General features: G+C 46.4%; 20 protein-coding genes. 15 read left to right on the top strand and 5 right to left on the bottom strand.

Features of this window, described 5'->3' with window-relative positions; genetic code table 11:
• Window positions 1-15 precede the first annotated feature (15 nt).
• From KD147_RS11990 to galE, 11 genes are all read left to right on the top strand, one after another.
• Window positions 16-1,122, top strand: a complete 1,107-nt coding sequence (locus tag KD147_RS11990; protein ID WP_212548009.1) for a glycosyltransferase — start codon at window positions 16-18, stop codon at window positions 1,120-1,122.
• A gap of 14 nt (window positions 1,123-1,136) precedes the next feature.
• Window positions 1,137-2,132: an EpsG family protein gene (locus KD147_RS11985; RefSeq protein ID WP_212548008.1), complete on the top strand. Its 996-nt coding sequence runs from the start codon at window positions 1,137-1,139 to the stop codon at window positions 2,130-2,132.
• A gap of 4 nt (window positions 2,133-2,136) precedes the next feature.
• Window positions 2,137-3,246: a glycosyltransferase family 4 protein gene (locus KD147_RS11980; protein ID WP_349304696.1), complete on the top strand. Its 1,110-nt coding sequence runs from the start codon at window positions 2,137-2,139 to the stop codon at window positions 3,244-3,246.
• A gap of 127 nt (window positions 3,247-3,373) precedes the next feature.
• Complete coding sequence (locus tag KD147_RS11975) at window positions 3,374-4,498, top strand: glycosyltransferase family 4 protein (protein ID WP_212548006.1); 1,125 nt, start codon at window positions 3,374-3,376, stop codon at window positions 4,496-4,498.
• 285 nt (window positions 4,499-4,783) lie between these two features.
• Window positions 4,784-5,728, top strand: a complete 945-nt coding sequence (locus tag KD147_RS11970; RefSeq protein WP_349304695.1) for a UDP-glucose 4-epimerase family protein — start codon at window positions 4,784-4,786, stop codon at window positions 5,726-5,728.
• Window positions 5,729-6,277 (top strand): sugar transferase, encoded by a 549-nt coding sequence (locus KD147_RS11965; protein WP_212548004.1) that lies wholly within the window; start codon window positions 5,729-5,731, stop codon window positions 6,275-6,277.
• 114 nt (window positions 6,278-6,391) lie between these two features.
• Window positions 6,392-8,329 (top strand): polysaccharide biosynthesis protein, encoded by a 1,938-nt coding sequence (locus KD147_RS11960; protein ID WP_212548003.1) that lies wholly within the window; start codon window positions 6,392-6,394, stop codon window positions 8,327-8,329.
• A 74-nt stretch (window positions 8,330-8,403) separates the two neighbouring features.
• Complete coding sequence (galU, locus tag KD147_RS11955) at window positions 8,404-9,279, top strand: UTP--glucose-1-phosphate uridylyltransferase GalU (protein WP_283247845.1); 876 nt, start codon at window positions 8,404-8,406, stop codon at window positions 9,277-9,279.
• A gap of 170 nt (window positions 9,280-9,449) precedes the next feature.
• Window positions 9,450-10,616 carry a nucleotide sugar dehydrogenase gene (locus KD147_RS11950; protein ID WP_212548001.1) on the top strand — a complete coding sequence of 389 codons (1,167 nt, stop codon included), beginning with the start codon at window positions 9,450-9,452 and terminating at the stop codon, window positions 10,614-10,616.
• Window positions 10,617-10,628: 12 nt separating this feature from the next.
• Window positions 10,629-11,630 (top strand): NAD-dependent epimerase, encoded by a 1,002-nt coding sequence (locus KD147_RS11945; protein ID WP_212548000.1) that lies wholly within the window; start codon window positions 10,629-10,631, stop codon window positions 11,628-11,630.
• Between the two features lie 18 nt (window positions 11,631-11,648).
• On the top strand, window positions 11,649-12,662 hold the full coding sequence (gene galE / locus KD147_RS11940) for a UDP-glucose 4-epimerase GalE (RefSeq protein ID WP_212547999.1): 1,014 nt from the start codon (window positions 11,649-11,651) through the stop codon (window positions 12,660-12,662).
• A 257-nt stretch (window positions 12,663-12,919) separates the two neighbouring features.
• On the opposite strand, the gene KD147_RS11935 is transcribed toward galE, so the two are convergent.
• On the bottom strand, window positions 12,920-14,284 hold the full coding sequence (locus KD147_RS11935) for an MBL fold metallo-hydrolase RNA specificity domain-containing protein (RefSeq protein WP_212547998.1): 1,365 nt from the start codon (window positions 14,282-14,284) through the stop codon (window positions 12,920-12,922).
• Window positions 14,285-14,372: 88 nt separating this feature from the next.
• Window positions 14,373-15,071 (bottom strand): 16S rRNA pseudouridine(516) synthase RsuA, encoded by a 699-nt coding sequence (gene rsuA, locus KD147_RS11930; RefSeq protein WP_212547997.1) that lies wholly within the window; start codon window positions 15,069-15,071, stop codon window positions 14,373-14,375.
• 54 nt (window positions 15,072-15,125) lie between these two features.
• Between rsuA and zapE the strand changes: the two genes are divergently transcribed.
• A complete protein-coding gene (gene zapE / locus KD147_RS11925; RefSeq protein ID WP_349304694.1) occupies window positions 15,126-16,271 on the top strand; it encodes a cell division protein ZapE in 1,146 nt (381 codons plus the stop codon).
• Window positions 16,272-16,276: 5 nt separating this feature from the next.
• On the opposite strand, the gene slmA is transcribed toward zapE, so the two are convergent.
• Together slmA and coaBC are read right to left on the bottom strand one after the other, a co-directional pair.
• Window positions 16,277-16,864: a nucleoid occlusion factor SlmA gene (gene slmA, locus KD147_RS11920; RefSeq protein ID WP_105253980.1), complete on the bottom strand. Its 588-nt coding sequence runs from the start codon at window positions 16,862-16,864 to the stop codon at window positions 16,277-16,279.
• Window positions 16,865-16,959: 95 nt separating this feature from the next.
• Window positions 16,960-18,147 carry a bifunctional phosphopantothenoylcysteine decarboxylase/phosphopantothenate--cysteine ligase CoaBC gene (gene coaBC, locus KD147_RS11915; RefSeq protein ID WP_502710228.1) on the bottom strand — a complete coding sequence of 396 codons (1,188 nt, stop codon included), beginning with the start codon at window positions 18,145-18,147 and terminating at the stop codon, window positions 16,960-16,962.
• A gap of 116 nt (window positions 18,148-18,263) precedes the next feature.
• On the opposite strand from coaBC, the gene radC reads away from it, so the two are divergent.
• The 3 genes from radC (at window position 18,264) to rpmG (ending at window position 19,679) form a co-directional block, all read left to right on the top strand.
• Window positions 18,264-18,938: a RadC family protein gene (gene radC / locus KD147_RS11910; RefSeq protein ID WP_212547995.1), complete on the top strand. Its 675-nt coding sequence runs from the start codon at window positions 18,264-18,266 to the stop codon at window positions 18,936-18,938.
• Window positions 18,939-19,274: 336 nt separating this feature from the next.
• Entirely contained in the window at window positions 19,275-19,511 is a 237-nt protein-coding gene (gene rpmB, locus KD147_RS11905; RefSeq protein WP_010364213.1) for a 50S ribosomal protein L28, read from the top strand.
• Between the two features lie 12 nt (window positions 19,512-19,523).
• The gene (gene rpmG, locus KD147_RS11900; protein ID WP_099643121.1) at window positions 19,524-19,679 is read left to right on the top strand and encodes a 50S ribosomal protein L33; all 156 of its coding nucleotides are present in this window, start codon (window positions 19,524-19,526) and stop codon (window positions 19,677-19,679) included.
• Window positions 19,680-19,786: 107 nt separating this feature from the next.
• Here rpmG and KD147_RS11895 read toward each other — a convergent pair whose 3' ends face one another.
• Complete coding sequence (locus tag KD147_RS11895) at window positions 19,787-21,637, bottom strand: cation:proton antiporter (RefSeq protein ID WP_105253977.1); 1,851 nt, start codon at window positions 21,635-21,637, stop codon at window positions 19,787-19,789.
• Window positions 21,638-21,906: the final 269 nt, after the last annotated feature.

The following is a 21,906-nucleotide window of genomic DNA, read 5'->3' as shown; positions in this document are numbered from 1 at the left end:
AGTTGGTCATTATAAATGGATATTGAAAAAAATAGGGTTACACTTTTAATTAGTTCACTCGCTGGAGGTGGCGCTGAAGGAGTATGTGTTAATGTTGCTAATGGGCTAGTGAATCAAGGTTGGGTTGTTGATCTGGTCGTATTGCACTTAGACGACCAAGTGTATCTCAATAGATTAGATAATAGGGTTAACTTGGTAGATTTAGATACTAAGAATGCTCGGAATTCATTTTTACCATTATCTCTTTATATATTAAAAGAGAAACCAGATAAGTTTTTAGTTTTTAATTATGAGTTGTCAATAATTTTGGTTTTCATTCGTTGTTTTTTAATGAGGGAATTTAAAATTGCAGCTAGAAATATCAACACTCTTTCCGAGATTTTCCAAAAAGAATCAGGTTTTTGGTTGAGGTTTATAGTTAACCCTCTTATAAAGAGTTTTTATTTTAATGTTGATTATATTATTAATCAATGTGAGGCTATGAAGGATGATTTAGTAAATAACTTTCCTTGTGTTTCTTCTAAAACTGGCGTTATTTATAATCCTGTTTCTCAGGATATAGAGGAATTTTCTAATGGAAGTGAATTTAAAAAAATAAAAAAACAAAGTTATCTATTATGTGTTGGGCGGTTAGAAAAGCAAAAGGCTTTCCATTATTCAATAGAAGCTTTTTCAAGGTTGGCAAATGACTTTCCTGAATTACGTTTGAAAATAGTAGGAAAGGGAAGTTTAGAGCAGGATCTTAGGCAATATGCCATGAAACTAGGTGTTAGTGATAAAGTGGATTTTGAAGGGTTTAAGGTTGATATGATTCCTTATTATACAAATGCTAAGGCTACTCTTTTGACTTCAATATATGAAGGGTTTCCTAATGTGTTGGTAGAATCTATTGCTCTTGGAACACCTGTGGTTTCGTTTAATTGTCCGAGTGGCCCAAGTGAGATAATTCAGGAAGGCATTAATGGATTTTTATGTAATTACAAGGATATCGAAGACTTTAGATTAAAACTAACAAAATTGCTATCTTGTGATTTCAATGTAGATACAGTAAGAGAGACTGTTCAACGAAATCAGAGCTCAGTCGTTGCGGAAAGGTTCGCAGATATAATTAGAGCACTCTGATTTTAGGGCATGAAATGAATAATTTTAATTTGGTAGTTATTAATAAGAATAATGAAGCTTTTTTTAATTTTTGTGTTTTTTTTATAGCTATACTTTACTCTTTTTTATTAGTTTTTTTTATACCAATGGACGGTGCTATTTTAGATAGAATTAACTATCTAAATTATGCTGGAAATTCCAACTCTTTGATTTTGCGTTATATGTCGGGAGGGGTCCTTTCTTTTTTGTTTAATGAGCCTGTCTGGCTGATGGTTAACTCTTTGCTTGGCTTTTTCATGGAGCCGGAGAAGGTAGTTTCTTTTATCATATTTTTTTCCTCCTTTGTTACTTCTTTTATTATTCTTAGGGTAAATCCAAAATATTTTTGGTTTTTAGTTGCATTGCTTTTCTTTCCTCAAGTTATAGATAAATTTGTTATGCACCTAAGGCAAGGCTTAGCTATAAGTATTTTTCTCCTCGGATGGTTTTGTTGTGAAAGGAAATCAAAAATTTTCATTTTGTCCATAACACCATTTATTCACGCTAGTTTTTTCTTCGTTTTGTTTTTATATCTGTTTTCTTTAATTCTAACTAGGTGTAGGTTTGCTATCGATGTGAAAGTTTTAGCTACCTGTCTGCTCGGTATTTTTTTTGGGTTGGGTTTAGGCTATATAGCCGGTTTTTTAGGCGCAAGGCAAGCAGATTCATACCAATTTTCGGGGGGAGGTGGAAGTGGCCTTGGCTTCCTTTTTTGGTTTGGGGTTTTGTTAATCTATACTTGTCAAGGACGGTATTTTAGTAGAGTCAACTCATTTTCAATATTGGTAATTTCTTTTTATCTCTCAACTTATTTTTTCATTGAGGTAACAGGCAGAATTTTTGAAAGCATGGTTATTGTTGTTATTTTATCTAGCCTGAGTTTAACGTCATGGAGAAAAATGGCTTTTTTTATTTATATATTCCTTTTTGTCGTTTTTTCATGGTTATTAAGAATAAATCAACCATGGTTAGGCTGGGGTTATGCAGGGTGAATCAGTGAAAAAGATTGTGCACATTATTACAGCTCTTAATGATGGTGGGGCTGAGGCTGTATTATATCGTTTATGCAAAGGTGAAGTCCAAAATCAACATTATGTAGTTTCTTTAATGGGGGGCGGGAAGTACGCTCCTTTATTGAAAAAAAACAATGTAAAAGTATCTTGTTTAAATATGCCTCCTGGGAAAGTGAGTCTTTCTGGGTTATGGAAATTGTGGTGTATATTAAAGAAGGAGAAACCAGATGTTGTGCAAACGTGGATGTATCATGCGAACCTCATTGGTGGAATATTGTCACGTTTGTCTGGAATAAAAAATGTTTTTTGGGGAATTCATCATACAGTTTTAGAGCCAGGTAAAAGTAAACGTTCGACTATTTTTGTCTCTAAACTTTGTGCGAAATTTAGTTCTTTTGTTCCAAAGCTTATAGTGTGCTGTGCAGAAAAATCGCGAGAAATACATGCCAAAGAAGGATATGATGTTAGCAAATTGGTAGTGGTTTCCAATGGCTACGATTTATCGAAGTTCTCTATAGATAATGCTTCAGGAAATGCTATCCGAAATGAGCTTTGTCTTGACAATTCACTTCTTTTGGGAATGATAGGGCGTTTTGATCCTGCTAAAGATCATAGTAATTTACTTAAATCCCTATCAATGCTCGACTTTGATTTTAATTGTTTATTAGTTGGTCCCGGTATGACGCCGGATAATCGTATATTAGCAGAGCAAATACACACTTTAGGTTTAAGTGATAAGCTCTTTCTGATGGGGCCAAGAGCTGATATTCCAAATATTATGAATGCATTGGACTTACATTTATTATCTAGTCGGTCAGAGGCTTTTCCAAATGTCCTAGCTGAAGCAATGGCCTGCGGTACTCCGTGTGTTTCCACTGACGTTGGTGATGCGAACGTGATTATTGGCGATACTGGTTGGGTTGTACCTGCCATGGATGCAAAAGGGTTTGCTCAAGCTGTTATTTTCGCACGGGATGAAATGAGGGATAAAATTAAATGGAATGAAAGATGTATTTCGGTGAGAGATAGAATAGCTGAAAAATTTAGCTTGGATAAAATGATTGAAAATTATATAGATATTTGGCGACGGTAACTATTTGTAAAGTTGAGTTTTATTTTTATTATTTTTTCTAATTTTGTAGTGGTCTTTTTATATGGTTGGGGTTATTTTACTTTTTTAATTTTAGCGCCAAATAGCAGTAGAATGAGAATTTTATAGTATGAGGAAGTTACTTTTTGTTGTGAACGTTGATTGGTTCTTCGTATCACATAGGTTACCTATAGCTCAAGAGGCTATGAAACTAGGATATGATGTGCATTTGGCTAGCTCCTTTTCTACTAAAAAGGAATATCTCGAAGGCCTCGGTATAAAATGTCACGACATTAACTTTTCTAGAAGTGGTAGCTCACTGAGTAATGAAATGAAGACTCTTTTAAGTATCCGGCGCCTGATTAATGAAATGCGGCCAGATATAGTTCATGCGGTAACTATTAAGCCTGTGATTTACTGCGGTTTTTCGATGCGGGCTATGTTAAAACCGCCTTATTTCGTGGCGGCAATTTCAGGGCTTGGCTATGTTTTTTCTGCAAGAGGCTTAAAAGCTAAGTTAACTAGATTTGTTGTTTCTTTACTTTATAAAGTAGCGCTGTTAGGGAAAAGAAAGGTTGTTATTTTTCAGAATTTATCTGATCAGGGCGTATTATCGCGTATAGTTAGCCTGCCAGATAATGCTACAACGTTAATAAAAGGATCCGGTGCCGACTTATCAACATATAGGTACCGGCCGGAGCCAGCGAGTGGTAAAAAAGTAGTTTCAATGGCCTGTCGGCTGCTGAAGGAAAAAGGTGTTTATGAATTTGTTGATGCGGCTCGAAGAGTTAAGGCATTATTACCAAATATCGACTTTTGGCTCATAGGTAATGTTGATTTAGGGAACCCGAATTCTGTTACTCAGGGAGAGATTGATAGTTGGGTCGCTGAGGGTTTGATAAAGGCTTTGGGACATCGGGATGACATTCCTAATCTATTCGCGCAGTCACATATTGTAACTATGCCCTCTTATTATGGTGAAGGGGTTCCTAAAGTCTTGATCGAAGCAGCTGCTTGTGGCCGCCCTGTTGTAACTACATACAACCCTGGATGCAGAGATGCGGTTATTGAAAACCAAACCGGTATACTTGTTCCAATTAGAAGTTCTAAGGCTTTGGCTGACGCCTTTATTACTTTACTAACTAATGAAAGTATTAGAGTTAAAATGGGGGCGAGAGCTCGCGATTATGCCGTAAATGAATTTGATGTAAAGAATGTCGTTGCACGTCATTTGGATATTTATGAGTCGATATAGAGCGATATTGAAATGCCACCTAGCTTATAGGCTACTTAAAATTCACTTAACCTATTGTATTTTATAATAAATTGTTTTTATAAAAGAGGTCGGTTATAAAAGTGCGATCTGTCTTGAATGGGAAGTGATAAGGTTTATATCGAGTGTTTTATAATAAATCATAGGCTCGTTAGCGTTTTAAATCCTAAATCAAACCTTTTTATCAAGTTGCGGTAGAGAAGAACAGGTTTTGGCACAAACAGCATTAGGGTTTTATAGAAATGTTGTCATATGAGAGGAGTTTGGGTGAATATTTTAATTACAGGATATTCGGGCTTTTTGGGGACGCATTTACTGTCTAGGATTTCTGATGAGCACAAAGTAACTTTAGTGGGGCGGAGTAAACCCACACAAAACGGGTTTAAGTATGTTCATGCCCAGCTAAACAAGGAATTCAATTTTTCATCTTCACTTTTGGGTTGTGATGTAGTCATTCATGCCGCTGCTCGTGTCCATGTTATGAGTGAAAAAGAATCGGATCCACTAAGCGTTTTTCGTGAACTTAATACGCATGCAACTATAAAGCTAGCTACTCAGGCAGCAGAGGCAGGTGTAAAACGATTCATTTTTATCAGCTCCATTAAAGTTAACGGTGAGAGTACAACTGGCAGGAGGCCCTTTTCAGTTCAGGATGACCGCGCGCCAGAGGATCCTTACGGTATATCCAAGGCAGAAGCTGAAGAGCAATTGCTTCACATAAGCAGAGATACAGGAATGGAGGTTGTAATTATCAGGCCTCCTTTGGTCTATGGCGAAGGGGGGAAGGGTAATTTTTCATCGTTAATGAATTTTGTGAAAAAAGGTTACCCACTACCATTTCGCTGTATTAAGAGTAATAAGAGAAGCTTTGTCTCGGTATACAACCTTGTCGATCTAATTAATGTATGTATAAACCATGCCAAGGCCGCGAATCAGGTTTTTCTCGTGTCGGACAACCATGATTTATCTACGGCTGAGATGGTCGCCTTGATGGCAACAGTGCAAGACAAAACTAATTTTACACTGCCGATTCCACTTTGGTGTTATAAAATAGCCGGAAAGGTATTGAATAAAAAAGATGTTGTTGAACGCCTCATTGGCTCACTTCAAGTCGATGTTAGCCATACGATGGATACACTCGATTGGAAACCACCATATTCTTTAGAAGCAGGCTTTAAATTGGCTGCGAAAGGTAAGTCGTTAGGAAAATAAATGATAAGGTTATTGGATTTTTTATTAGCACTTTTTGGCTTGTTTATAGCATCCCCATTTTTGTTGATTTTATTCGTTATAGGGATGCTTGATACAGGCTCACCTTTATTCAGGCAAGAGCGAGTTGGCAAAAATAAGAAGCCGTTTACTCTGGTGAAGTTTAGGACTATGAAGGTCGATACGGCCTCGGTAGCAAGCCACTTGGCAAGCGCTCGTTCAATAACTAAGTTTGGTCATTTCCTACGTAAAACCAAGCTGGACGAATTACCACAGTTATGGAATGTGCTTAAAGGTGAAATGAGTCTTGTTGGCCCTCGTCCTGGGTTATTTAACCAAGAAGAGTTAACCACTGAACGCGATGCCTTGGGGGTATTCGATGTACGGCCCGGTATCACAGGGTTATCGCAAGTGAGTGAGGTCGATATGTCGACACCCGCTTTATTGGCCAGGACCGACAAACAGATGATAGAAACAATGTCTTTAGGGAATTACTTTAAATACATAATGATGACTGTTACTGGTAGTGGTCAGGGAGACCGTGTGAAGTAGTGTCTCGGCTTTTTAGTGAGGGACGGTGGGTTGCAGTAACATTTTTGCACAACCGTTCCTAAATTAGCTGTTACAATGTAGACGCTTTATAAAGGAATAAACAAAGGCCAATCAGTGAACACGTTTCTAAATTACATTTTTTCATTGCCTCGTCCGCAGAAGCGGCTTGTGACCCTTACGATTGACGCTATTTTTATTGCCGTCGCCTTTTGGGCGTCAATTCTAATACGTTTAGATACTCTGAGCCCTATCTCCGAAGGGGGATTGTGGGGGGTATTAGCGCTTCTAGTTCCACTCAGTATTTTTGCCTTTGTTAAATTTGGCCTTTATAGAGCAGTATTGCGTTATATGTCGGTGCAGGCGCTTGGCGCAATTATAGGCGGCGTGCTTGTATCTTGCATTGCCTTAGTCGCTTTAGCTTTCTTCACTGGGGTTAGCCTTCCTCGTACTGTGCCTGTTATTTACGGTTCTTTTGCCTTGTTACTAGTTGGTGGGAGTCGTGTTGTAGTTAGAGCTCTCGTTGGTCGTTTAAGCGGCTACCGTAAAGCCCCTGTACTTATTTACGGCGCCGGCTCTGCCGGACGTCAGTTGGCGACAGCATTAACTCATGGCCCAGAATATCGCGTTGTTGGTTTTCTTGATGATGACTCTCACAAACAAGAAACTCTTATTCAGGGTTATCCTGTTTTTCCTCCCGCACAATTGCAAGAGCTGCTTAGTCATGAGCATATAGAAAAGGTGTTGCTAGCCTTACCCAGCGCTCCCATTTCGGTGCGTAAGCGTATATTAAATCAACTTGAGCCCTTGGCTGTTGAGGTGCTGTCCATTCCTGGTATGGCCGACCTAGTTTCTGGCAGTACCATTTTGGAGCAGGTGCAGGATGTGGCGGTAGAGGATTTGCTAGGTCGTGACCCTGTGGCTCCTAAAGCCATGCTCATGCAAGCGGATATTACCGATAAAGTGGTAATGGTAACTGGTGCAGGTGGCTCTATCGGCTCTGAACTATGTCGACAAATTGTCCGCAACAACCCGAGCAAGTTGGTGTTATTTGAGCTCTCTGAATATGGTTTATATGCCATAGAAAGAGAACTTAGCCAGTATATTGAAGAACATCAACTTAATGTTGAGCTGCTGCCTATTATGGGCTCGGTGCAAAGGCAAAACCGTGTAGAGGCGGTGATGGAAAGCTTTGGTGTACAAACCGTCTATCATGCTGCAGCATACAAACATGTGCCCTTAGTTGAGCACAATGTCGTTGAAGGTGTGCGTAATAACGTATTTGGGACTCTTTATTGTGCCCAGGCTGCAATCAAGTGCGGTGTGGAAACTTTCGTGCTTATCTCTACCGATAAGGCAGTACGCCCAACCAATGTTATGGGTACTAGTAAGCGCATGGCCGAGTTGGTACTACAGGCACTAGCCAAAAAGCAGTCTGACACTCGTTTTTGCATGGTTCGTTTTGGTAATGTGTTGGGCTCGTCCGGCTCCGTTGTGCCATTGTTTCGAAAGCAGATTAAGCAAGGAGGACCAGTAACCCTAACTCACCAGGACATTACTCGCTATTTTATGACGATTCCCGAGGCCGCACAGTTGGTGATTCAAGCCGGTGCCATGGGGTGCGGCGGCGATGTGTTTGTGCTGGATATGGGAGAGCCAGTTAAGATTAAGGATCTTGCCACCAAGATGATCCGCTTATCCGGCCTAACGGTACGCTCGGATTCTAATCCCGATGGCGATATTGAGGTTGTTTGTACAGGTTTGCGGCCCGGTGAAAAGCTCTACGAAGAGCTGCTGATCGGCGATAATGTTGAAGGTACCACTCATGAGCGCATTATGACGGCACAAGAAGTTATGTTGGATTGGGGTGAGTTGGCGGTCATTATTCAGCGTTTGGATGAAGCATGCCACAACTTCGACCACAAACAAATTCGAGAAACATTATTAAAAGCGCCTACGGCCTTTACCCCCACTGACAGCATTTGCGATCTTGTTTGGTTAGAGCGGCAAAAACAGCAATCGCTTAGAGCGGATATCATTAAAATTAAACGTTAATCAACTTGTCATGGTAATCTTGGGAGCGAGTTTGTATGCTCGCTGTTGAGATATTAGAAAAGTATATGGATCATATGAAAGCAGTAATTCCAGTAGCGGGTCTAGGTACCCGCATGTTGCCGGCGACTAAAGCCATCCCTAAAGAAATGCTTCCTTTGGTAGATAAGCCACTTATTCAATATATAGTCAGTGAGTGTGTCCGCGCCGGGATTAAAGAAATAGTGCTGGTAACGCACTCTTCTAAAAATGCCATTGAAAACCATTTCGATACCAGTTTTGAATTGGAGGCAACATTAGAGAAGCGGGTGAAGCGTCAGTTGCTTGATGAAGTGCGTTCTATTTGCCCAGAAGGCGTAACTGTAATGCATGTACGTCAAGGCGAAGCTAAAGGTTTGGGCCATGCCATTATGTGTGCCAGACCAATTGTCGGCGACAACCCCTTTGCGGTGATTTTACCGGATGTAATCCTCGATGAATTCAGCGCCGATCAAAGCAGTGAAAACCTGGCCGCCATGATCAAGCGTTTTAAGGACACTCAGACCAGCCAAATCATGCTTGAGGCGGTAGCTACGCAGGATGTAAGCAAATACGGTATTGCCGATATTAATGGTGCTCAAATTGAACCAGGTGAAAGCGCCGTTATCAAACACATGGTAGAAAAGCCCAAGGTGGAAGAAGCGCCTTCAAACCTAGCCGTGGTTGGTCGCTATGTGCTATCTCATAATATCTGGCCGCTTTTGAAGAAAACCCCCATGGGTGCCGGTGATGAAATACAACTTACCGACGCCATCGATATGCTTATTGAGCAAGAGCCGGTAGAGGCGTTTCACATGAGTGGCGTTTCACATGATTGTGGCGACAAGCTGGGTTATCTTAAGGCGTTTGTGCGCTATGCGCAGCAACATCCGGAATTAGGCGATGCGTTTATGGCGCACCTAAAAAGTCTTTAACACATTGGCTGGAGGCTAAGCTTGCAGCCTGTTCAGGTACCTTCTGTCGCATTGGGTACTTTTGTCGAGTTTTAAGCCCGAATGCACGCAAGTCTCTTATTGTTTATAGTAAACAAGGTTGCTGTCTGCTCCTCTTGCTGATGGCCCTTGAAGAAGGATTTATAGGTTTTATGAAAATTACTATTGTTGGCACCGGTTATGTCGGTCTGTCTAATGCGGTACTATTGGCGCAGCACAATGAAGTGGTTGCCCTAGATATCGACAGTAACAAGGTTGCTTTATTAAATAAGCAAGAATCCCCCATAGTCGACAATGAAATAAGCCACTTTTTGAAAAATAAACCGCTTAATCTGGTCGCGACCACGGATAAAGAAGTGGCGCTGCAAGGGGCTGAGTATGTGGTTATAGCCACGCCCACAGACTATGACCCTGAGACCAATTACTTTAACACTCAAACCGTGGAAAAGGTGATTGAAGACGTGCTAAGCATCAACCCAGCTGCGCTTATTGTTATCAAATCAACCGTGCCCGTAGGTTACACCAAAATCATAAAGGAAAGCTTTGGCGTTGATAATATCTTGTTTTCGCCAGAGTTTCTTCGTGAGGGCAAGGCGCTGCACGATAACCTATATCCATCACGTATTATTGTTGGTGAGCAAAGTGAGCGCGCCGCTAAGTTTGCGACCTTATTACAGCAAGGTGCAGAAAAACCCGATGTGGATGTGTTGCTGACCAACTCTACCGAAGCCGAAGCCATTAAGCTGTTCTCCAACACTTACCTTGCCATGCGTGTAGCCTATTTTAATGAGCTGGATAGCTATGCCGAGTCGCACGGTTTGGATGCCCGTCAGGTGATTGAAGGGGTGGGCTTAGACCCGCGTATTGGCAGCCATTACAATAACCCTTCATTTGGCTACGGCGGTTACTGCCTGCCAAAAGATACCAAGCAGTTGTTGGCCAACTATAAAGATGTGCCCAATAATATGATCCGCGCCATAGTTGATGCCAACACCACCCGTAAGGATTTTATTGCCGATTCAATCATTAAGCGCGCCCCTAAGGTTGTAGGTGTGTATCGTCTGGTGATGAAGGCTGGCTCAGACAATTTCAGGGCATCGGCGATTCAGGGCGTGATGAAGCGCATTAAGGCCAAGGGTATTGAAGTGCTGATTTATGAGCCTACGCTCGAGTCGGATACCTTTTTCCATTCTAAGGTCACCACCTCGCTTGAGGAACTCAAGCAGCGCTCGGATGTCATAATCTCCAATCGTATGACCGATGAATTGAGCGATGTCGCGGATAAGGTGTACACTCGCGACTTGTTTGGTAGTGATTAATAGGGGTTAGCTATGAAGTATTTAGTAACGGGCGCCGCGGGCTTTATCGGCGCCGCGGTAAGTGACAAGCTACTGGCACAGGGCCATGAGGTTGTTGGTATAGATAACCTCAATGATTATTATGATGTGGCCCTAAAAAAGGCGCGCCTTGAGCATATTAAGCACGAACGTTTTAGTTTTGTTGAGTTAGATCTTGTTCAGCAGCAGGCGTTGGCGCAGCTGTTCGAGCAGGAAAAGTTTGACCGCGTTATTCACTTAGCGGCGCAGGCCGGTGTTCGTTATTCCATAGATAACCCTCATACCTATGCCGAAAGCAACCTGGTTGGTCATCTAAACATTTTGGAAGCCTGTCGTCATAATCAGATTGGGCACTTAGTCTATGCCTCATCCAGCTCGGTTTACGGCTTAAATGAAACCACGCCTTTTTCTACCAGTGATTCGGTTGATCACCCTGTTTCCCTTTATGCGGCGACCAAAAAGTCTAATGAAGTAATGGCTCATAGCTATTCTCATTTATATGCCTTGCCAACTACCGGGCTGCGTTTCTTTACCGTTTATGGCCCTTGGGGTCGCCCGGATATGGCGCCTTATATTTTCACCAAGAAAATTCTTAACGGCGAAACCATAGACGTGAATAACCATGGCGATATGTGGCGTGACTTTACCTATATCGACGATATTGTCGAAGGCGTGGTGCGTATTGCCGACGTGGTGCCCGAGCCTAACCCCCAATGGAAGGTTGAGTCTGGCTCGCCGGCCACTAGCTCGGCTCCTTACAAGGTTTACAATATCGGCCACGGCAGCCCGATTAACTTAATGGACTTTATTAAGGCCATTGAAGATGAGCTGGGCATCGAAGCTGTTAAAAACTTCCGCGAAATGCAGCCGGGCGATGTGTATAAAACCTATGCCGATACCGAAGATCTTTTTGCCGCAACCGGCTATCGCCCTCAGGTCGATGTTACCTCCGGGGTGAAGGAGTTGGTTAAATGGTACAAAGGCTTTTACGCCTAATTCAACGCAGGAAAAGGTATGGCTATCTTGGTCACCGGAGGAGCTGGCTATATCGGCTCACACACGGTACTTGAGCTGCTCGAACAGGGCAGTGAAGTGCTGGTCTTTGATAACCTGAGCAACAGCTCGCAAGAGTCGCTACGTCGCGTTGAGGCACTAACGGGTAAGACGGTGGCCTTTGTTCAAGGTGATATTCGCGATAAAGCAGCCTTGGATAAGGTGTTTAGCGATCATCATATCACCGCCGTGGTCCATTTTGCTGGCCTTAAAGCGGTGGGTGAGTCGGTGAGCAAGCCGGTGATGTACTATCAAAATAATGTTCAGGGGTCGCTTACCCTGATTGAAGCGATGCGCGAAGCCGAAGTGTTCTCTTTGGTATTTAGCTCATCCGCTACGGTTTATGGCGACCCGCAAACCTTACCCATAGATGAAAACGCTCCGGTAGGCGGCACCACCAACCCTTATGGCACCTCTAAATTGATGGTGGAGCAGATTTTAGAAGATGTAGCCAAGTCCGACCCTCGTTGGCGTTTTGCTATCTTGCGCTACTTTAACCCGGTTGGCGCCCACCACAGTGGGCAAATAGGTGAAGACCCTAACGGCATTCCCAATAACCTCTTGCCTTATATCTCTCAGGTAGCCGTAGGTAAGCTGGAGAAGCTGGCGGTATTTGGGGATGATTACCTTACCAAAGACGGCACTGGAGTGCGCGATTACATTCATGTTGTCGACCTGGCCTTGGGTCACCTTAAAGCCCTGGACTGGCTTCTTGAGCACAGCGGCGTGCATATTTATAACCTGGGAACCGGCAACGGTTACTCGGTATTGGAAATGGTGCAGGCCTTTGAGCAGGCGTCGGATAAACCCGTACCCTATCAAATTGCCCCGCGTCGTGATGGCGATATCGCCACCTGTTATGCCAGTGCGCAAAAAGCTTTGAATGAGCTGGGATGGCAGGCAGAGCGCGGCTTAATGCAAATGATGCAGGATGCTTGGCGCTGGCAAAGCCAAAACCCCAATGGTTATGAGTAATAACCTGTAGGTCGGTGCTCTGCGCCGACAAAACTAATTATGTGCATATTTGTCGGCCTGAGGGCCGACGTACAACGTGCATTTGCGCCCCCTTTGTAGGTCGGTGCTCTGCGCCGACAAAGCTAACTATGTGCATATTTGTCGGCCTGAAGGCCGACCTACAACGTGCATTTGCGCCCCCTTTGTAGGTCGGTGCTCTGCGCCGACAAAACTAATTATGTGCATATTTGTCGGCCTAAAGGCCGACCTACAAGGCCTTAGGTTGCGATTTCTATCTTCACTTCGCCTTTGAGGCTTTCTTTAAGTTTATCCGCCAGCGCTTGCTTTGCCTCTGTATCGCCATGCACTATTTTGATATGCCCGGGCTTTTTCGTCATACCGGTAACAAATCGCACTAAATTGGCCTGATCCGCATGGGCACTGTAACCGCTAATGGTGTGTATCTGCGCCTTAATATCAATCCTTTGCTTATTTAACACCACATAACCACCGCGCGGGCCGTAGTTTTGAATATCTCGTCCGGGCGTTCCCTGGCCCTGATAGCCGACAAAGATCACGTCGGTGCGGGGATCCCCTAAAAAAGCTTCTAGATAATTTACTATGCGCCCGCCGCTGCACATGCCACTGGCGGCAATCACAATTGCCGGTTTTTGCCTCTGCTTCAGGTAGTTAAGGGTTTGTACGTGTTCCTGGTGGCTATCCAGGGTATACAGGTGGTCAAAGTTCAGGGGGTGGCGGCCCTTGGCCACACGTGCCTTGGCTTCTTTATCCCAGAGCGATTTAAAGTGTCTATATTCGCAGGTGAAGTTGGCGGCCATGGGTGAGTCGATAATCACTTCAATGTCCTGCCAAAAAGAACGTTTTGGGGCACTGTGGATGATCTGCTCGAGCTCGTAGAGTAGCTCCTGAGTACGGCCTATGCTAAAGGCGGGAATCAGCACTACGCCGTTATCGCGCACCGCTTTTTCAATCACTTCCTTAAGTCGTTTACTGCGGTTTTTACGCCCCTGATGCAGGGTATTGCCGTAGGTGGACTCAATCACCAGGGTGTCGGCCTTATAGGGCGGTTTAGGCGCTGGCAGCAAGGGCGTGTGGGGTGCGCCTAAGTCTCCGGAAAACACCACTCGTTGCGCCTGGTTTCCTTGACCTACATCGATTTCGATATAGGCGGAGCCGAGAATATGTCCGGCCCGTTGCAGGCGAAAGCGAACTGGTGTCTTAAAGTGCTCCAGTGCCTGCCACTGTTTAAAGGCGATGGGTACCAGTTGCTTGCAAATCAGCCGTAAGCAGGTGGCAACCAAGTGTTCATCCTCGGTGACGCCGAGCTTTAGGGCATCTTCAATCACCAGGGGAAGCAGGGCGGCGGTGGCTTCGGAGGCGTAAATGGGGCCGCTAAAACCGGCGGCAAGCAGGTAGGGGATGCGACCCACATGGTCGATATGGCAGTGGGTTACTAGGAGGGCCCGCACCGTGCTGATATCAAATTCGATGCCGAGCTCTTGGTGCGCTTCAAGCCCTTGAAACAGGCCGCAGTCGACCAATAATGACTCGCGCTCGCTCACCTTGAGTTGGTGGCAAGAGCCAGTCACGCCATTTACCGCTCCGTGGTGAATGATTTCCATTGCTACTCATAGGCTTAATCGGTACATACCTATTACTATAGGTGAACCGCACACCAGTGCAATGGACTTTTCCTGAGGACACTTAGCGCTAGAGTGCGATTTCCTCTTCGCTCAGGAGGCGATACTCACCCGGGGCGAGATCCGGGTCAAGCTCAATGCCGGCAATGGCTTCGCGGTGCAAGGTCACCACCTTATTACCAACCGCGGCCAGCATGCGCTTAACCTGATGGTATTTGCCTTCGACTATATGCAGGCGAATTTGGTATGGCGCCAGCACTTCGACCTTGGCCGGCAGGGTGAGGTCGCGCTCACCATGGAGCTGTACGCCTTGCTCTAGCTCGCTAACCGCTTGCTCTGAAAGCGGCTCGGCCAGCTCGACCAGATAGGTTTTGAATTTTTGCTTTTTCGGGCTGGTGATCTGGTGGCTCCATTGACCATCATTACTGATCAACACCAGACCCGTGGTGTCTATGTCTAAGCGTCCGGCAATGTGTAACTCACTCAGATTAGGCTCATCAAGCAGCTCGAAAACGGTGGCGTGGAGCTCATCGCTGTTGGCGCAGACAAAGCCTTCCGGCTTATTGAGCATAAAGTAGCGCAGCCCTTGATAGGTGATGAGCTCACCATCGAGCATGATTTCATCTTGTTCAGTCACTGCTTGATCAAGCTGCCTGGTAACTTCTCCGTTAACGGTAACACGCTTTTTCTTGATTGCCGCTTTGGCGTGGGTGCGCGGGATTTCCGCCAGGTTGCTAATAAACTTGTCTAATCGGCAGGGGAACTTCATTGGGGACGGGCTTAAACTTGGTTACAATGGCGCGAGTATAGCCCATGCAGCATAGTGAAAACAGCCACCTTGAGTAAAATCCTCTCCCAATATAACCAGCTTATTGGCAATAATCAGATCCTCGCCGATCCCGTGCAGTTGCGTGCGATCAAGGCGCTGGCAAAGCTGGCGGCGCAGTTGGAGGCTGAACAGGAATCACCTCATTTTTTCTGGCAGCGCAAACGCATCATTCATGGCCTTTATTTACATGGTCCGGTAGGGCGGGGTAAGTCCATGTTAATGGACTTATTTTATGAGCAGGTAGCGATAGCAAATAAACAGCGCCTACACTTTCATCACTTTATGGCCTGGGTGCATGAGCGCTTGCAGGCATTGCAAGGGACTACAAATCCCATGCGACAACTTGCCAAGGACTATGCGGCGCAGACACGCTTGCTCTGCTTTGATGAATTCTTTGTCAGCGACATCGGTGATGCCATGATCATGGCGCGTTTGTTCGAGGCCTTGTTTGCCGAAGGCGTGGTACTGGTGGCAACCAGTAACTGCCAGCCTTGTGAGTTATACCGCAATGGTCTGCAGCGCGCTCGTTTTGAGCCGACAATTGCCTTAATTGAAGCGCATTGTCAGGTCTGTGATGTCAGCGGTGAGCAAGATTATCGTCTGCATGGTTTTAACGGCTTTCGGCATTTTATCGAGTATCAGCCCGAGCGTCTGTTACAGCGTTTTAGCAAGGAGCAAAAACAAGCTGCCCACAGCAAGGCCTTATTGATCCACCATAGGGCCGTGCGTTTTCAAGCCCTTGGTGAGTGTGCTGCCTGTATTGATTTCTTTGAGCTCTGTGGGTTGGGGCGCTCCAGTGCCGATTATATGTTTCTCGCCCAGCGTTTCGATGTGCTCTATGTGGACAAGGTGCCTTTGATGGGCGTGGAGAAAGTGCAGCAGAATACCGCTCAGGGGATTGAGGAAGGCTACATACGCGAGCTTGAACAGGTTAGTCATGCTCTGCTTGATGATGAGGCAAGGCGTTTTATTGCGCTGGTGGATGAGTTTTACGACACCGGAAAATTGGTTGTCATCGCCGCTCAGGGGGAGCTGACGCATTTATACCAGGGCGAGCGGTTGGCGTTTGAATTTGCCCGTACTCAGTCGCGCCTGATAGAGATGCAGCGCTGGCCACTACCTAGGGTCAGCGCTGAATAAGGCGGTTAAAGCCAGATTTTTTGCAGCTCTTGCCACTGCTTCTCAAATTGAGCGCTGGGCTTGGCGGTAAAGTTAGAGCGTACGAACTGGTTCATCTTACCTTCTACATAGGCGAGAAACAGGTTGGCTAGCGTGCCTTCATCGCTGGCAAAAGCCTTGCCTTCGCGGAGTTTTCGCTCGCGCAGTACCTGCTTAAACTGGGTTTCCAGTTTTTCAAACAGGCTTTGGATGCGCTCACGCAGACGCTCATTTTCCCCTTGTAGCGCATCGCCGGTAAGAATGCGGGTAATGCCCGGATTCTTCTCGGCAAAAGCCAACACCAGCATCAGCATGTTATACACGCGGCTTTGCGTTTCTTTTTCGTTTTCTAAAATGATGTTGATGCGTGAGAGCAGGGTGTCTTCGATAAACTCGATCAAGCCCTCAAACATACGTGCCTTGCTCGGAAAGTGACGATACAGCGCCGCTTCCGATACCCCCACCTCAGCTGCCAGCTTGGCGGTGGTAATACGTTGACCCGGGCTAGTCTCTAACATTTGCGCAAGTGATTGGAGGATCTGCTCTTTGCGATTAGTGCGGCGTGTGGCAGCCATGGCGTTCCTTTTTAAAGCTCTTTAGTGGTCTTTGACCTTTATTATGAACGCCATATTAATGCTTTCTGAAATCCCTTTCCAGTCTTTTGCGTGCTTTAAATCAACTTTGCGGCAATATTTTCCATGACAGTGAGTGCTAACTTACGCTTGTCGGTTAATGGCAGGCTTAGTTCGCTGTCGGCGCTAAACAAGGTGAGGGCGTTGCTGTCGCTGTTAAACCCCTGTCCCTGTTTTGCCACGTCGTTGGCGCAGATCATATCCAGGTTTTTATTGCGTAATTTGCCCTTGGCATAAGTGGCGACATCCTGGGTTTCTGCGGCAAAACCAACGGTAAATGGACGCTGTTTGGTTAAGGCGGCCACGTCGGCAATAATGTCCGGGTTTTTCACCAGGGTGAGGGTGAGTTCATCCCCTTGCTTCTTCATTTTTTGCTCGGCAATATCGGCGGCACGATAATCTGCCACCGCGGCACAGCCAATAAAAATATCCGATTGCGGCGCCAAGGCCAGTGCTTGCTGGTGCATGTCCAGTGCGCTTTGGACGCCATACACCTGGCATTGGCTTGGTGGCGTCAGGCTTACCGGACCGGAAATCAAATTCACCTTAGCACCCAGGGCCAGTGCCGCTTCGGCCAGGGCATAACCCATTTTCCCCGAGCTGTGATTGGAAATATAGCGCACTGGATCCAGTGGCTCGCGAGTTGGTCCGGCTGTGATGGTGACGGTTTTGCCCGCCAACACCTGCTCGTGCGCGGGAGTGCAGATCAGCTCAACCAATTCCATCGGCTCAAGCATACGTCCAGCGCCCACATCGCCACAGGCTTGCTCACCGCTGCCCGGGCCCCAAATGGCGACGTTGCGTTGAGCTAGGGTGGCTAAATTCGCTTTGGTGGCCGGGTGGGCATACATTTGCTGATTCATCGCCGGGGCGATGGCAACGTCGGCATCGGTGGCCAGCAACAAGGTAGTGAGAAGATCATCGGCAATGCCGGCGGCCATTTTGGCAATGATGTTCGCCGTCGCCGGGGCGACTAAAATCAGATCCGCCCATTTGGCAAATTCGATGTGGCCCATGGCCGCCTCGGCCTGGGGATCGAGCAGGGAGTCCGACACCATTTCACCGGACACCGCCTGCATGGTCAGTGGCGTGATAAAGTGCTTGGCACTGTCGGTCATCACCACTTTAACCTCGCAACCGCGCTCTTTTAGACGGCGTGTTAACTCGGCGCATTTGTAGGCGGCAATGCCGCCGCTGATCCCAAGGACCACTTTTTTGTTTTGCATAGCGAACAATAATTCAGTTGATATTTAAAAGGCTTAACGCCTCAAACTGGGGTAAAAGATACCAGATGTCGGCCCCTTGCACTATAGTTTAGCAATTAGCGAAGCAAGGAGTGCTTATGCGTATCACCGATATCCCCCATACTCAAAGGCCGCGCGAGAAGCTGCTTGCGCAGGGCGCCCAAAGCTTATCCGATGCCGAATTACTGGCTATTTTCTTTCGCACCGGCGTACCCGGCGCCAATGCCGTGGAGTTAGCGCAACAGGTGCTGGGCCACAGTCAGGGGCTATCGACCTTGTTGAGCGCCGAGCATGATGAGTTCTGCCGCTGGCGCGGTATGGGCACGGCTAAGTATGTGCAATTACAGGCGGCCATCGAGCTGGCACGACGGCATTTGCTCAGCGCCTTAGAGCGCGACACCCTGTTTGATTCACCGCAAGCGGTGCGTGACTTTTTATTGCTTGAGCTCAAAACTCAGCAGCGGGAGCAGTTCTTGGTGCTGTTTTTAGATGCGCAACACCGTTTAATCACCAGGGAAGTCTTGTTTCAGGGCACCATAGATGCGGCGTCCGTCTATCCGCGCGAGGTAGTGAAGGCGGCGCTTAAGCACAATGCGGCAGCGGTGATCCTCGCTCATAACCACCCCAGCGGCGTGGCCGAGCCCAGCCAGGCGGATAAGCTGATCACCCATAAACTAACCCAGGGTCTGGCGCTGGTGGATATTCGGGTGCTGGATCATTTGGTCGTAGGCGGTAGCCACTGCGTGTCTTTTGCCGAGCAGGGGCTGCTCTAAACATCGCCGGCACCCTGCTGTTTGTTAGTGACTAGGTGCCGCTAGGTGCCTAACTCAGGCAGTGAATGGAATGGGTTTTGGTGACGTACAGGGTAAAGCGCAAAAATAAACGGCTTTAGTGCAATTTAAATGCAGTTTTTGCTTTCCCTTTGCCGCCTAGATCTCTATAATTGGCCGCTATCAAAATTCATACATGAGCTGATTCTGAGATCAGGTTTCTTGATCTTTGCCTGTCTATGCTGTATAAAGAGCGCCCTTCGATTTATCCCGGGGCAGTATACAAAAAGGCCATAAGGGAAAATTAAGCTCGAGCGAAGTTATTGGAGATAAATAGACATGTCTAAAGTCTGTCAAGTTACAGGTAAGCGCCCAGTGGTAGGTAACCACCGCTCACACGCGCGCAACGCGACTAAGCGTCGTTTCCTACCTAACCTACAAACTCACCGTTTCTGGGTTGAAAGCGAAAAACGTTTTGTATCACTACGCACTACTACTAAAGGTATGCGTATTATCGACAAGAAAGGCATCGACGCGGTTCTAACAGAAATCCGTGCTCGCGGCGAAAAAGTTTAAGGAACCTAAGTCATGCGCGATAAGATTCGTCTAGTTTCAACTGCCGGTACTGGTTACTTCTACACTACCGACAAGAACAAGCGTAACATGCCTGAAAAAATGGAGATCAAAAAATACGACCCTAAAGCTCGTAAACACGTGATCTTCAAAGAAGCGAAAATCAAGTAATTTGATTCTCTGCTTTAACAGCATATGCTAAAAAACCCGACTTCATGTCGGGTTTTTTGTTACCTGAAAAAAGTGAGCAGCGCTATAAGGTGCAGAAAACCCAGGCCTTAGCCTGGGTTTTTAGTCGCCTGTAACTGCGGGTTCTTGGTCGGGGCGTTATGTTGATCTTTGATCAAAGACATTTTCGGTGGTTGCAAGGCCACGACCTTCTCTCCTTCTTCCGGCGGCCGCTCCATATCCTCGGTGATGATACGCACCGATTTCTCGGCACCAATAATAAACAGGGGAATGGCCTCGGCATTAAACTCCTGGTATTGCTGCCAGTCAAACTCTTCACTTAAACGCGTCGCACTGACCTTACCGCCTTTGGCTATCAGGCTGCTTAGCTTGGCATAAGAGCCATTGTCGCCGAAGAGGATCTGCCGTGACAAGAAGGTGGCGCTGTCCTTATTGGCCTTGGCATGGCTTTGCGATGACTTGAGTGAGAATACCTTCTTCTCTCCCAATAAGTGGCTAAAGTATTGAATACCCAGGGCATTATGGTGGCGGTTTGGTGACAAGGCCAATACCTTGCTGATGTTGGTCAGCGGCAGGTAACGCTCAGCATGCTCAGATTGCGGGTTACCATAGTAGCAGGGCAGGCCATCCATACGCGCCATTTTGCAGTTTTCCCAGGCCGGATCGGAGAGATGCACATCGATTTCCTGCTCCTTTAAGCCGCGAGCAATGGCGCGAGAAACATGGTTAGCACCGATAATCAGCAGGATGGAAGGGGCCGGTTGGCGTACTCCCAGCAGTTTTGCCAAGGGCACAGCACTGAGACTGTTTAGCACCACGGTCACTATGATCACGGTAAAAATAAGGGGCACCATTTTCTCTGCATCGACAATACCGGCCTCGGCCATGCTCAGGGCGAATACCGAGCCTACTGCCGCCGCCACTATGCCTCGCGGTGCTATCCAGGCCAGTACTAAGCGTGACTTAAATGGTAAGTCGCTGCCATAGGTGGAGAGCAAAATATTGAGTGGCCGTGCCACAAATAAGACGATGGCGAGAAAAATAAATACCTGGGCATCCAAGGCCATTAAATCGGACAACTCCAGGCGCGCCGCTAACAGGATAAACAGGGTGGAGATCAGGATCATAGACAGGTCTTCCTTAAACTCCAGCACCGAGTCTATTTCCAAATCGTCCTGGTTAGCTAACCAGATACCAAATACGGTCACCGCCAACAGGCCCGACTCATGGCTTAGGTGATTAGAAACGGTAAAGCTGATCAGCACCAGAGCCAGGGTAAAGAATTTATGCAGATCATAAGGCAGCCATTCGCGGCGGATCAGCTGGGTGGTGATCCAGCCGGCGGCGGCACCGAGTGAAAAGCCGACGCTCAAGGTGGTGATCAGGGCGCCAATGGTGTGGCTAAATACATCGCTTTGGCCAACCAGCATTACGGCTTCAAACACTAACACCGCGAATAAGGCGCCAATGGGGTCAATCACTATCCCTTCCCAGCGCAGCACTCGGTCGATGTCCTGGGTCGGGCGCATGGCATTGAGGAGCGGGGCTATGACAGTGGGTCCGGTTACCACTAGTACGGCGCCAAGTACCGCAGCTACTCGCCAGTCCAGTTCAAGTAGCCAGTAAGCGCTAATGCCGACTACCGCAAAGGTCAGCAGCATCCCCACCGAGCAGAGATTTCGCACCACCTTGCCTATCCCTTTTAGCTCGCGAAAGTGCAGGGTTAATGCGCCTTCGAATAGGATCACCGCCACCGATAAGGACACCACGGGGAAAAGCAGTTCACCTAAGAGTTCATCGGGTTTGAGTAAGGAAGTGGCAGGCCCAAGTATGAGTCCGATAAGAAGAAGAAATAAAATGGCGGGAACGCGAAAGGCCCAGGCGAGCCACTGCGCAATAACACTGCATAGCGCAATTCCTGCAATATAAATTGCTGACATAAAGACCCTTTTTGTCTATCCGTGAAACTTAAGTATGAGGTAAGTGAGCGTTGATGACAATGTCGGCTAGGTAAAATCCCTACGCCGCGTGCACCCATATCCCAATATTGGGCTTTGGTCTCGAAATTAATATCACGTCTAATCTTTTTGTTGGTTTTTTGACTTTCATCTAGCGATTTTTTGCCTTGAAAATACGTATTATAAATGGGTTTTATGTTCTCTATAGCCCAGTAATCCTTGATATTTAACTGCAGATCCGCATAATAACG

This window comes from Pseudoalteromonas sp. BDTF-M6 (assembly GCF_018334135.1).
In the GTDB taxonomy this organism is placed as follows: Bacteria; Pseudomonadota; Gammaproteobacteria; order Enterobacterales; family Alteromonadaceae; genus Pseudoalteromonas.
Note: the sequence above shows the minus strand (reverse complement) of the source record. Positions and strands in the feature narration are given on the sequence as shown.